The 13,765-nt window shown below is 27.9% G+C and carries 11 protein-coding genes and 1 pseudogene; 7 read left to right on the forward strand and 5 right to left on the reverse strand.

Features of this window, described 5'->3' with window-relative positions:
* Positions 1-470, reverse strand: a pseudogene (locus ACH2BC_RS03855) (ribonuclease R); the annotation flags it as partial.
* Between the two features lie 107 nt (positions 471-577).
* Here ACH2BC_RS03855 and ACH2BC_RS03860 point away from each other — a divergent pair.
* Positions 578-814, forward strand: coding sequence for a DUF2007 domain-containing protein (locus ACH2BC_RS03860; RefSeq protein ID WP_395052667.1), 237 nt, complete (start codon positions 578-580; stop codon positions 812-814).
* A gap of 562 nt (positions 815-1,376) precedes the next feature.
* Here the strand turns inward: ACH2BC_RS03860 and ACH2BC_RS03865 are convergent.
* Positions 1,377-1,712, reverse strand: a complete 336-nt coding sequence (locus ACH2BC_RS03865) for a hypothetical protein (protein WP_395052668.1) — start codon at positions 1,710-1,712, stop codon at positions 1,377-1,379.
* A 318-nt stretch (positions 1,713-2,030) separates the two neighbouring features.
* On the opposite strand from ACH2BC_RS03865, the gene rpiB reads away from it, so the two are divergent.
* The 6 genes from rpiB (at position 2,031) to ACH2BC_RS03895 (ending at position 9,870) form a co-directional block, all read left to right on the forward strand.
* Complete coding sequence (gene rpiB, locus ACH2BC_RS03870) at positions 2,031-2,462, forward strand: ribose 5-phosphate isomerase B (RefSeq protein WP_395052669.1); 432 nt, start codon at positions 2,031-2,033, stop codon at positions 2,460-2,462.
* Between the two features lie 14 nt (positions 2,463-2,476).
* On the forward strand, positions 2,477-2,722 hold the full coding sequence (locus ACH2BC_RS03875) for a hypothetical protein (RefSeq protein ID WP_395052670.1): 246 nt from the start codon (positions 2,477-2,479) through the stop codon (positions 2,720-2,722).
* A gap of 2 nt (positions 2,723-2,724) precedes the next feature.
* Complete coding sequence (locus ACH2BC_RS03880; RefSeq protein WP_395052671.1) at positions 2,725-3,633, forward strand: cation diffusion facilitator family transporter; 909 nt, start codon at positions 2,725-2,727, stop codon at positions 3,631-3,633.
* A gap of 52 nt (positions 3,634-3,685) precedes the next feature.
* Positions 3,686-5,551, forward strand: a complete 1,866-nt coding sequence (locus tag ACH2BC_RS03885) for a DUF3857 domain-containing protein (protein WP_395052672.1) — start codon at positions 3,686-3,688, stop codon at positions 5,549-5,551.
* Positions 5,548-7,446, forward strand: coding sequence for a DUF3857 domain-containing protein (locus ACH2BC_RS03890; RefSeq protein ID WP_395052673.1), 1,899 nt, complete (start codon positions 5,548-5,550; stop codon positions 7,444-7,446). The genes ACH2BC_RS03885 and ACH2BC_RS03890 overlap by 4 nt, the downstream gene beginning before the upstream one ends.
* Before the next feature lie 297 nt (positions 7,447-7,743).
* The gene (locus tag ACH2BC_RS03895) at positions 7,744-9,870 is read left to right on the forward strand and encodes a Tex family protein (protein WP_395052674.1); all 2,127 of its coding nucleotides are present in this window, start codon (positions 7,744-7,746) and stop codon (positions 9,868-9,870) included.
* 23 nt (positions 9,871-9,893) lie between these two features.
* Here ACH2BC_RS03895 and ACH2BC_RS03900 read toward each other — a convergent pair whose 3' ends face one another.
* The 3 genes from ACH2BC_RS03900 to ACH2BC_RS03910 are packed head-to-tail and all read right to left on the reverse strand — an operon-like array spanning position 9,894 to position 13,728.
* Positions 9,894-10,949, reverse strand: a complete 1,056-nt coding sequence (locus ACH2BC_RS03900) for a hypothetical protein (protein WP_395052675.1) — start codon at positions 10,947-10,949, stop codon at positions 9,894-9,896.
* A gap of 7 nt (positions 10,950-10,956) precedes the next feature.
* The gene (locus ACH2BC_RS03905) at positions 10,957-11,883 is read right to left on the reverse strand and encodes a hypothetical protein (RefSeq protein ID WP_395052676.1); all 927 of its coding nucleotides are present in this window, start codon (positions 11,881-11,883) and stop codon (positions 10,957-10,959) included.
* 6 nt (positions 11,884-11,889) lie between these two features.
* Complete coding sequence (locus tag ACH2BC_RS03910; protein ID WP_395052677.1) at positions 11,890-13,728, reverse strand: DUF3696 domain-containing protein; 1,839 nt, start codon at positions 13,726-13,728, stop codon at positions 11,890-11,892.
* Between the last annotated feature and the right edge of the window lie 37 nt (positions 13,729-13,765).

The raw sequence follows: 13,765 nt of genomic DNA on the forward strand, positions 1-13,765 counted from the left end.
TTTTGAATATCAATAACTCCAACAAACTCTATTTTCTTTCTTTCAAGAACTTCAATTACTTCACCTTCAGGTTTTTTACCACGGCGACGATTGTAAACATAAACCTTAACTTTGTCTTTATCTAATGCGTGGTTTAAATTATTTGTGGGAATAAAAACGTCATCTTCAAATTCTTCGCAAACAAAATAAGCTGTTTTTCTTGATGTCATATCAATTGTTCCTTCATAATAATCTTGCGAAATTGCTTTTACTAAATAACTTCCAGGTTCGTTTTCTATAATAACTTTTTGTGCAGCAAGAATTTTTAAATCTTTAATAATTTCGTTTCTACTTTTAGTATCATCCAATTCTAAAATAGCACATATTTGCTTGTAATTGAATGGTTTATTTGCGTTTTGTGATAGTATTTTTAAAATCTTTTCAGAGAACGTTTTCTCTTTTTTTCCAAACTTTTTTGGTAATTTACTCATAATCTTTTCTAATAAAGTATAAAATTACGAAGAAGTATTAATATTTTAGAATTATGTATTGATATTTATTGAAAAAATAACTTTTGTACCTTTATAAAAAATTTAAAATGAACGAATTTATTACTGTTGCCACATTTAACTTTGCTTATGAAATTACAATTTTAAAATCAATTCTTGATGATAAAGGAATTCGTTATTTTTTTAAAAACGAAAATCTAGTTTCAATTGATCCATTGGCAAGTTATGCTTATGGCGGAATTGATTTGCAAATCCATCCAAACGATACAGAAGAAGTAAAAGAAATTTTAGATAACTTAAATAATAAATTAACAATTATTGAATAGGTATTTTAAAAATCTTGAATCTAATATTGTTAATCTTAAATCAAAAATCTAAATAGTTTTCAACATCTATTAAAAACAAAAACAAAAAGATTTAAATTTAAATTAATTTTTCGTGGTTATTATAGCTTGTTAATTGGTACAATAAGTTTTATTTTTAAAACTAGATTTTCAAGTTATACTTATTTATATGTTTTTATTAACATAGTTTTAAGAGTATAAAGTATTTATTTTTAAGCTATTTTTATTTTTTATAAACAGTTGTTCACAACTAAAAAACTAACTGTTTTGTAAATAACTTTGTATTGTATTTTCTGTTGAAAAACTATAAAAATCTATTGATAACTTTTCTAAAAATAGACTAAACTAAATTAGGATTTCTAATGTCAATTTTTGATTACAATTAATTTACATACAATCAAGAAAAAGTTCTAAAAAACTATCTAAAGTTGTTAACATTGTATGTTAATTTAACGTTAACTGATTTTCAACACTTTACAAAACGCTATTAACAATACAAAAAATTAACATTTAGATTACATAATTAGTAATGATTTTGAGCAAGTTATAGTTTTTGTTGATTTCTATAATTTTTAAAATCTTGGTTAAGTAGTTCAAGGTCAAGCGATCCTTTGTTTCTCTTTAAGTGTTCTAAAATGACAAAACATTTTTCAATTTTTAGTGTAGTATTTTTGGTTTTATTCATCAAATAAATTAAACTTCTTTGTTTTCCTGGTGTTAGTTTTTCAAACAAAATTTTTCCGTTTTCATCACTATCTAAAACTTCTTGAAACTCTTCAGATATATCAATTCCGTATTCGCTTTTATCTGCAATTATTTCAACAGAAATCTCATCATTTATATTTAATTTCAATTCTTTTATTTTTTCTTTACTCAACATAATGAAAAGGATTTTTCGAAATCATTGCACAATGAAATGTATAAGAATTATTTAATGTGCATATAATTCGTTTACTAGGCGAAAGAAGCACCATTTTTTGATAAATTTCATCCGGAATAATAATAATAGAAGTCCAAAAAATTTCGCTTCCCTCAAATCTTGAAACAGTTGCTGTAAATTTCATAAATGTTAAAATTGTTTTTTATAAGTCATTTATGGTATCGCTTTTTATTTATTGGTTTTGTTTACAACAAATGTTTTAATAGCGATTTCATATTTAATTGATTATTTTTGTAAATATAATAAACTACAACAACAATGAAAATCTCAATAGGAAACGATCACGCCGGACCAGAGTATAAACAAGCAATTGTAGCTTTTTTAGAAACCAAAGGTTATGAAATTATCAATCACGGAACCAATAGTTTTGATAGTGTAGATTATCCAGATTTTGGTCATCCAGTGGCGATTGATGTAGAAAATAAAGTCGTCGATTTCGGAATTGTAATCTGCGGAAGCGGCAACGGAATTGCAATGACAGCCAACAAACATCAAGGAATTCGTGCAGCTTTATGTTGGACAAAAGAAATTGCTACACTTGCAAGACAACATAATGATGCCAATATTATAAGTATTCCGGCACGATTTACATCGATTGCTCAAGCTGTAGAAATGGTTGATGCTTTTTTAAAGACCAATTTCGAAGGTGGAAGACACGCAACTAGAGTTGAAAAATTAGTTGTTAAATAAAAAATAAATAAATTATGTCTGATAATAAAGAATACTCAAAATTATCGTTGGAAGAATTAATAGTGAAACAAAAATCATTATCCAATTGGCAAAAAATATTTATTGGTCTTACCGTTTTTTCAGTTGCAAGTGTGCTTTATGCTGTTTATATGAAAACTAAAATGCATCCATTTTGGATTTTGGGTTCTTTATGTTTAATGCTTATAAATGGAAGTAAATTAAAGAAAGTTGAAGAAGAAATTAAAAACAGAAAGAAATAATTTTGTCAAACAATCACGTACACATACACAAACACGAAGTAAAAGGGAAAAACTTAATTTACTCTATCTTACTGAATATTTTAATAACAGCTGCTCAAGTTGTTGGTGGAATTTTCTCTGGAAGTTTGGCATTAATATCTGATGCATTACATAATTTTTCTGATGTTTTAACTTTGGTTTTTAGTTTGTACGCCAATAAATTATCTAAAAGAAAAGCATCTCTTAATCACACTTTTGGATTTAAACGAGCCGAACTTATTGCAGCTTTTGTAAATGCATCAACTTTAGTAATTGTTGCATTATTTTTGATTTATGGCGCAATAGGAAGATTTTTTGAACCAAAAATAATTGAATCTAATTTGGTAATTTATTTATCAATTTTAGGAATTGCTGTTAATGGATTTTCGGCTTTATTGTTAAAAAAAGATGCCGAACATAACCTGAATATGAAATCGGCGTATTTGCATTTATTTACAGATATGATGGCTTCTGTAGCGGTTTTAATTGGCGGACTATTGATGAAATATTTCGGATGGTTTTGGGTTGATAGCGTAATGACTATTTTAATTGCAATTTATTTAATTGTTGTTGGAATTGATTTGATAAAAACGTCTACAAAAATTTTAATGCTTTTTACACCAGACAATATTGACATTAAAGAAATAGTTCGCGAAGTTCATAAAATTGAAGGTGTAAATAAGTTGCATCACATTCATATTTGGAATTTAAACGATGACGAATTACATCTCGAAGCTCATTTAGATTGCTCACAAGATATAAAAATGAGTGAGTTTAACGTCTTGCTTGATAAAGTAGAACAAGTTTTATTTCAAAAATTCCATATAAATCACATAAATATTCAGCCAGAATTTAAGAAAGAAGACTCCAAAGATTTTATAGTTCAAGATTAAAAAATTACTTACAAATCATATTATAATTTTTATATTTTTACAAAAAAAGAATATGAAAAAATATTTAGTATTAATTTTAATTTCTGCACAATTATTTTCTCAAGATAAATCTAAAGTCATATATAAAAATGAAACCGTTTTTATTTCTGATAAAAATAATAAATTAGAAATAGAAACACTTTTTTCTGAGAAACGATCTATTGCCAAAAGTAAGAATGTAAATGAATATTCTTTTCAAATTCCGTACGACACTTTTAATGAAATTTCTAACATTAAAGGAACTACAACTACTTTAAAAAACAATAAAAATTTCATTTTATATTCTAGTTCAATATCTGTTCATCAAGCTCAAAACGAAAATATTTTTAAAGATGATGTAAAGTTTAAATACTTTGTAATGCCATCTGTAGAAGACAATTCTACCATTGAATATTCTTTTAAAAATAAAATTTTGGAACCTAGATTTTTATCTCCTTTTAAATTTCAAAATGTTTTAAAAACAGACATTACTAAATTTCAAATAAAGTGCAATCCATCCATAGAAATTGGATATAAATTATTTGGAAATTTTCAAGATAAAATCATATTTACAAAAACCAATGATGGCGAAAATGATGTTTATACTTGGGAAGCCAAAGAAATTCCAGAGTTTGAACAAGAAGAAGATATGCCAAATGCATTGTATGTTGTTCCGCATATTATTTATTACATAAAAAAATACGACAGCAACGGAAAAAAAGAAGAGCTTTTAAATTCTAAAGAAAGTCTTTATAAATGGTATTCTAAATTGGTAAAAGACATCAATAAAACAGATCAAAATGGTTTAAAAACCAAAACGTTAGAAATTATTAAAGATAAAAAAACAGAATTTGAAAAAGCTAAAGCAATATTCGAATGGGTACAACAAAATCTTCATTATGTAGCTTTTGAAAACGGAATGGGCGGATTTATACCAAGAGAAGCTGCCGATATTCATTCTAAATTATATGGCGACTGTAAAGACATGGCGAATTTATTGAACGAAATGATGCATATTGCCAATATAAAATCTAGTTTAACTTGGATAGGAACAAGAGATAAACCGTATAAATATGACGAAGTTCCAACTCCTCAAGTAGACAATCATATGATTACCAATGTTTCAATTGATGGTAAAAGTTATTTTTTAGATGCAACAGATAAATTTTGTCCCTTTACCTATCCAACATCAATGATTCAAGGAAAAGAAGCATTAATTGGAAAATCTGAAAGCGAATTTGCAATAGAACAAATACCAGTTTTATCACCAGAAAAAAATAAAAGAGACCTAAATTTTAATTTAAAAATTGTTGAAAATGCTTTGCAAGGCGATGTTACAATACTAATTTCAGGATTTAATAAAAGCGACTTTTTAAATACTTTATCTACATACAGTAACAAAGAAGAAGAAATTTGGAAGAGCACAGTAAATTATTCTAATCCTAAAATTATGTTGGAAACGGTTGAAACTATTAAAAATGATTATAAAGAATTACCAACAAAAGCAACTTATAAATTAAAGCTTGACGACGCAATAAAAAAAGTAAATGGTAAAATTATTTTAAAACCAATATTAGTTTTTCCTTTAAAAGAATCGTCTGTAGATTTTGAAAAAAGAAAATATGCTATCGAAAAAAATTATGCTTATCAAATAGATGTAAATTATAATTATGAAATTCCTGCCGATTTAAAAATTGAGTTTTTACCGCAAAATTTTAAACTAGATAATGAATTTGGAACAGTAGAAATTAATTATTTAGTTAAAGATAAAAACATAAATGTCACTCAAAAAATCATTTCTAAAAAACTACTTTTAAATACAACTGAGTTTGAAAAGTGGAACGATTTTATAAAAACAATTAACAAGCAATACAACCAATCAATACTTTTAACTTTATGAAAAAATTATTTTTTATAGTAGCATTACTATTTAGTTTATCATCAATATCTCAAGAAATTAAAAGTTATTCTTGGGATGAAAAACCAGTTTTTCAACAAATTCCCGAAGAACATAAAAACCAACCAGCAGTTGTTTTATTTGACAAAAGATGGATTCATACAAGAGTAGGAAGATATGCATTTGCAACATTTGTAATGAACCATTTTGCAATTAAAATCAATAAAGCAGAAGAAATAAACAAGTACAATAAAATTAAAGCAGAAGACAACGGTTACATTAGAACGCTTAGAGATTTTCATGCAAGAATTATAAAACCTAATGGCGAAATTAAAGTATTACCCGAAGACAAAATAGTAGAAACAGAAATTGATAAAGTAAAATCAATCGTATTTGAAGGAGTAGAAGCAGGAGATATTTTAGAATATTATTTTATTTTAAAAGAAAACCCAAATGCTTATGGTGTTGAGGTTTTTCAAAAAGATGTTCCTGTTCTTGAAGCAGAATTTTCAACCACAAATGATGGAGTTAGTTTTCAAAGATTTTGTTCTCCAGAATTTTCTGAAACTATAATTAAAAGAAAAACCACGTCTAAAGCAACCAATTTACCACCATATGTTGAAGAAAATAATTCTAAAAATGTTAAAAATTTAATCAAAGTAATATATAGTTTATATTCTGGTTACAATACGTATAGTTGGTATTCATTTCTACCGCAATATTTTTCAAAACCAAGTTTTATCTATTTTAAGAAGAGCCAAGCTAAGGAGTTTTTAACAAAATTAAATTTAAAATCATTACCAACTGATGAAAAAGTTTTAAAGATAGACGAGTATATTAAAGAAAACTTTGATTTTGTATGGCAAGGAGAAAAAGCGCAAAAATTAAAAAACCTTAATAACGGAAAACTAAAATTAAATGCTTCAGATATTTATGATCTATACGGATATTGCTTTAAAGAACTAGACATACCTTTTAAAGTTGTTATAGGAATGTCTCGTTTTATGGGCGATGTAGATGCAAGTACTTTTGTTGTACCGCTTTCTCACGAATTTATGTATTACATTACAGAAACTCAAAAATTTGTTTCGCCATATGAAAAGTATTTATCTTATGGTTATCCAATGTATGAAGTTCAAGGAAGTAATGCTAAAACGTATGAAAAAGTAAGATCGAATTCCGTTTCAGATATGGTTTTTCCTATTGCTCCAGCATCATTTACAGTAATTGAAACGATGAATAACGTTACTTTATCTGACGATTTATCTAAAATTTCTTTAGAAAAAACCTATTCTAACACCGGTTATGAAGGTCAAATGAATAGAAATTATATTAAATATTTAAAAGAAAACGAAGAAGAAAAAGAACTTACAGATTATTTAAAAAGTAGAATGTTAAGCGGAATAGATTTAAAATTAGACCAATATGATTTTTTAAATTTAGAGTTTAAAAATAATTATACAAATACACCTTTTGTAGCCAATTTAAAAACTACTATAAACGAAACGTTGCAAGAAAATGCAGGAAATTTAATTTTATTAAATATTGGAAAAGTTATTGGCGATCAAAGCGATTTATACCAAGAAACAACTAGAAAATTTGATGTAGATTTAAAATATGCCAAAATTTATAAACACAAAATTCTTGTAACAATTCCTGCAGGATTTAAAATTGAAAGTTATTCAGATTTAGTTATAGATAAAAAAATGGCTGGTGATGAAGATAAAAATTGTTCCTTTAAATCAACAGTTACCATTAACGGAAATCAAGTTATAATTGAGGTTTTAGAAGCTTATAATGCCATTAATTATCCTAAAGCTAACTATGAAGAGTATAGAAAAGTAATCAATGCATCTTCAGATTTTACTAAAGCTAGTTTGGTATTAAAAGCGCTCTGATATTTAAGTTTATTTAATTTAACTGACCAATTTAACGTTAATTTAGTCAACGCACTGACCGAATTAACGTTAATTTAGTCAACATACTGACCGAATTTACATTTTTTTATTATATTTTGTATTTTGATTCTAAAGAAATTGAAATCGAATGGCAAAAATTCCTACCGCTTTCGCAAAAGCTTATCCAGAAGGTACGTTTGAAGTAAATAACAAACATAATTATTTAGATTTTATAACTTAAAAATCTTTGCGAACTTTGCGAAAACCTTTGCATCTTTGCGGTAAAACAACAACAAAATGAACCAAATACAATTCATAAAATCAACAGTAAATACAGCAGATAAAAACATTGAAGCAACTTTAAAATTGCTAAATGAAGACTGCACAATTCCGTTTATTTCTCGTTACAGAAAAGACCAAACAGGAAATCTAGATGAGGTTCAAGTAGAAAATATTGCTAAAAGTGCTAAACAATACGACGAAATTGTAAAACGTAAAGAAAGTATTTTAAAAACTATAGACGAACAAGGTCAACTTTCGCCAGAGTTAAAAGCTAAAATTGAAAAATCTTTCGATTTACAAGAAATTGAAGATTTGTATTTACCTTATAAAAAGAAGAAAAAAACAAAAGCCGATATTGCTCGCGAAAACGGATTAGAACCTTTGGCAAAAATAATAATGGCGCAAGGAAACGATGATATCGATTTTATTTCGTCGAAATATTTGAATAAAAACGTTGCCAATGAAGACGATGCTTTGCAAGGCGCAAGAGATATTATTGCCGAATGGATTAATGAAAATAGTTACATTAGAAAAAATCTTAGAAGATTATTTCAGCGAAATGCAATAGTTTCTACCAAAGTTTCTAAAGTAAAAAAAGATGATGAAGCTGCTCAAAAATTCTCTCAATATTTTGATTGGGCTGAACCAATTTCAAAAGCGCCATCTCATAGATTATTAGCAATGTTGCGAGCCGAAAGCGAAGGTTTTGTAAAATTAAATGTTGAAATTGAAAAAGAAGAAGCGCTAGATTTTATAGAAGAAAATGTTATAACTAACAAGCGTTCCGAAGCAAAACCACACTTAGAAATAGCCATAAAAGACAGTTACAAACGTTTGTTAGAACCAGCAATTTCCAACGAAACTTTGCAAGAAGCCAAAGCAAAAGCTGATAAAACCGCAATTGATGTTTTTGCTAATAATTTAGGTCAATTATTATTGGCGCCACCATTGGGCGAGAAAAGAATTTTAGCCATCGATCCAGGTTTTCGTAGCGGTTGTAAAATAGTTTGTCTCGACGAAAAAGGAGATTTATTATACAACGAAACCATTTATCCGCACGCACCACAAAAAGAAGATGCAATGGCGATGAAAAAAATCCGATCCATGGTAAACGCCTATAATATTGAAGCCATTTCTATCGGAAACGGAACAGCTTCAAGAGAAACTGAATTTTTTATTAAAAAAATTGCTTTTGACAAACCAATTCAAGTATTTGTAGTTTCAGAAGCTGGCGCATCAATTTATTCGGCAAGTAAAATTGCTCGCGATGAATTTCCAAATTATGATGTTACTGTTCGTGGATCAGTTTCTATTGGAAGGCGACTTTCAGATCCATTAGCAGAATTAGTAAAAATAGATGCAAAATCTATTGGAGTTGGACAATACCAACACGATGTAGATCAAACAAAATTGAAAGAAGAATTAGATTCTGTTGTAGTTCGATGCGTGAATTCTGTTGGAATTAATATCAATACAGCAAGCAAATCATTATTGAGTTACGTTTCTGGAATTGGAGAAAAAATGGCCGAAAACATTGTCATTTATAGACAAGAAAACGGAGCATTTGAAGATAGAAAACAACTTAAAAAAGTACCACGATTGGGCGAAAAAGCATACCAACAAGCCGTGGCTTTTATCAGAATTAAAGAAGGTAAGAATCCGTTAGATAATTCGGCAGTTCATCCAGAAGCTTACGGAATTGTTGAAAAAATGGCAAAAGATTTAGGATTAAAAACCAATGATTTAATTGCTAATAAAGAAAAAATTTCTAAAATAAAACTCGAAGATTATATTACCAAAGAAATTGGAATTTTAACTTTAAAAGACATTGTAAAAGAATTAGAAAAACCAGGATTAGATCCAAGAAAATCTGCCAAAGTTTTTGAGTTTGATTCAAGTGTAACATCCATAAAAAACGTTAGAACAGGAATGATTTTACCAGGAATTGTGAATAATATTACAGCTTTTGGTTGCTTTGTTGATATAGGAATTAAAGAAAGTGGCTTAGTTCATATTTCGCAACTCAAAGCCGGATTTGTAAGCGATGTAAATGAAGTTGTAAAGTTGCACCAACATGTTACCGTAAAAGTGGTTGAGGTTGATGAAGACAGGAAAAGGATACAATTGACGATGGTTTTGTAGATAACAGAAAACATCTAACCAATTTACAGCAAACCTCGTTGTTGCAAATGATATTTTAAAGAATATACAGCATCCCACAGCGGATGGCTTGAATCATTGTGATATTCGTTTTGTTGCTCAATTGTAAAAGTTGTATATTTTGCAAGATACTCTTGGTGAGGAAACTCAAAATATTCTAGAAACTGCAACACAAATTTAAAATCAATTAAATCAATTTTTATTTTTGAATCGTATAACCTGTAAAATTCTAAATCTTCATCAATGTCTTCATCAATGTCTTCATCAAAGCAATTTGTAAAGTCGTCATCAAGATAATACATCGAATAACACTTGTTATACATTTCTTCATTTGCAACCAACCATTTTAAAAGTTTGTTTTCATCGTCGGGCAAAATTTTTTCGTATTCTTCAATTGCATTTTTAGCGTTAATGTTTTCTTCTAAAATCTTTCTAAAATGATTTAAGTTTTCGTAAAGCGAGGTGAATCTTCTAAATCCACCACAATCAAAGGTTGTATTTTGTAATGATTTATTCAAAACGTGGTATTTATCTAACCATGATAAATAAATGGTTTTATTGATTATTTTGTTTTCAAAATGTTGAATTTCAGTAACAGCAGCCATGCATTTTTGGCTTAAAACTAAATAATCAATAGCTGATATTTCATTTATTTTCTCAGCGTTTGTTATACTACAATCTGCTGTTTGATAAATTGTTGACAAAAGATCGCTAATTTCCATTCCATTACAATCATAAATATTCTCTACATTGGTTTCTGTTTCTTCAAAAATCAAAATAAGAGTTTTTTTTGAGTTATTTCCAACAAACGAATATCCTTGAAAAGTTGTGCTGAATTCATACGATACTTCACAAACAAATTTGTGTGCCTTGAGTTCTGTATTTCCGTTTTGTTTAAATTTATCAAAAGCTTTTTCTATTTTTTTTAAAAAATCAATTTTGCTTTCGTTTTGATAAGTTTTGTCATCATCTAATGTTACTTCAAGCATTGAGAGGTTCATTTTTTGAAAACCATCAATGATGAAGTTTTTTTTACTTAGCGAAATATTGGTTTTGGTCATAGATTTTTTAAACTTTATAAATTGTTGTAAAATATGGATTATTTGTTTTCATTTTTTCGTAATGATTGCTGTATGCTTTTTTTAAATTAAGCATTCTTTTATAAGTGTATAATTCAAAAATTGTCGATGAAATGATTTGAGAATTTGATGGTTTGTGGGGTATCAAATTAAATCCTTTTCCGCATTCTATCAATTGAAAATTAGATATTATAACTCGGTCATGAAAGTCAATGGGTTTAACCGAAATAATATTGATTATGTTTGTGCTGCAAATATTTCGTAACGGTATTACCTTGTTTTCTAATTGGTTTAATGAATAATTCTTATCGTGTTTATCTTCTTGAACTATTGTGTAAATATCAATACTAAAATCATCGTTATTACAATGTTTTATTTCTTGTAATAGTTTAAACAAATTTTCTTCCTTTTTTCGGTTTATTGCATCTATTAAAATATAATTGTCGCCTATAATCAAATGATTTAACGGATTTAAAAACTTGAGTTTTCCCCAATTAAAAGAATACTCTTGATCAGTCAAATCAATTTTGTAATGATAATCATCTAGAATTTTGCTAATTTTATCTTTATAATTGTCAAATGAAAAACACAAAACACCATTTTTTTGTGCATCAGTAAACCAAGGTTTTTCGTTGCGCATAAAAATCAAATCTGCATCAAACTGATTGCTGAGTAATGTTTGTTCTATATTTTCAATTTCTATTATATGATCGCCAGCTGCATAATAACCGGCTAAAGTTTGAAATTTATTTTTTATAGAATAAGGGTTTTCATGAGTTTCATCTGAAATTGCGCTATAAATTTTAACTTGCGGATACTTTGTGAGTATGTCAAATACGATTTTATAAGATTGATTGTTCGTGTCAATATCGTTTTCAAAAGCTTCTAAAAAAGCGGTATCTAAGTAGACTTTCATAGCTTTTTAATTAGCATTTTGTTTCAAAAAATTCCGCATTTGTACTTGCAGCAAATATACTTCGTCAAAAAAACCAGAGCCAAAATGGTCGCTCAAAGTGCCGTCCTCCACAATTTCGATTGCTTTTACTTTGGGTTCGTTTTGCGTTACATTTTCGTTGGCGTTAAAATAATGAATGATACAATTTTCTGATTTGGCTTGTCTGCTTGCCACCAAATATTGCAGTTTGCGAATTAAGTATTCGCTATGCGTTTCGATAACTAAATTAATTTCTGGAAAATATTCGTTTATTTTTACAAACAAATCGGCAAGTTTTGATTGCAACGCTGGGTGCAAGTTGGCTTCAGGTTCTTCGATGATTATGGTGTTAGTAAATCCAACATCCTTTTTAAAATATAAAATTAGTGGCACCAATTGCGAGAAACCAAGCCCTAAGTCGGCAAGATTTTCTTCTAAATCGCCATTTTTAATATAAACCGACAATACATCTTCGAAGGTTTTGATAACTATTTCGCCCTTAATGCCAAAAATATTTAGTATATCATTATGAAATTGTTCTTCTGTCATATTATCTTTAGAGAAAACATCAAAAAGGCTGCTAGAATATTTTTTAACGGATGACTGAGTTTTTTTAAACAACTCAAAAGAATAATCGTTTTCGAGAAAAACCCGTTGCTGGCTGCCTCGTTTTGAGCTCAAAAATTTTGTACTTTCCAAAGCCTTTAAATCATCAAACATTTCATAAAATAAATACTCTATAAATGAAAGTTTTACTGTAATTATACCATAATTTGGTGGTTGAAATTTATTTATGGTAAATAAATGTTCTTTAAAAAGAATTTCACCTAAAGTTGAATATTTCAATTCGATACTGTTTTGAAATAATCCTTCAAATTCTTTTTCTATTAAGATATTTAATTTTCGTTTTAAATAGTGTTCTCCAAAAAATTGTAGAAACGAGTCCCAACGAAAATTAAAACTAATTTGATCTTCACAAAAACCGTTTGAGATTTTGGAGAAGAAATTCTCTTGAAATGCAAATAATTTTTCTTTGTAAAATTCAGTTGCATTTTCACCATCAATGTATAAATCATAAAACAAATATGGTGCTTTGTGCACCATCAATTTATTGTAGGTTTCTGCTAGTCTCAGTATTAAAAAAAGGTGCTGAATATCCCCTAAATTGATTGCATGGAAGTAATCTTCGATATTCAAATCATATTTAAAACCGTCGTCCTTTTCCTTCATATTTTTAATAAAAAATTGCTTGTGTTCTACGACTTCATTTAGATTAAAAATATCAAAAGGAAAACTGTCAGCTTCTTGTACTAATTTGTTATGCAGTATGTTTTTACAAAACTCAATTAATTCTTGAGCTTTTATCTTAACATCATATCCCATATTTTGATTTCCCAATAAATTTTCTTTATCAAAACTATCCTGACTTTTAACATCATATTCAAGTTGAAATATATCATTTAAAACGTTAAATTTACTTATTGTATGGGCATCAACATAAGTAATCTCACACAATGGCTCAATATCAAAAAAATGATGCCTAAAATTAAACCCTAAAGTAATTTCATCACTTTTTGAATCTCTGTTTATAGCGTTTTTATAATTGTCAATTTTGTGGTCGCCAGGTGCTTTAAAATTTAGGTACCCAAAACCATTTTTCAACAACAGCAACAATTTTGTAAACGAGCTTTTGCCACTGTTGTTTGGTCCCACCAAAATAGTTAAAGGGCGTATTTCAAACTCGGCCATTTCTTCAAAAACCCTAAAATTTTTAACTCCTATTTTCATGTTTTTTTTGCTTTTATTTTGATGTTTTATAAAATCCAAATATAATTATTTGTTTGCTTTTTCCGTTCGATTTTTT

The sequence above is a fragment of the Flavobacterium sp. genome, assembly GCF_043760115.1.
Classification (GTDB): Bacteria; Bacteroidota; Bacteroidia; order Flavobacteriales; family Flavobacteriaceae; genus Flavobacterium.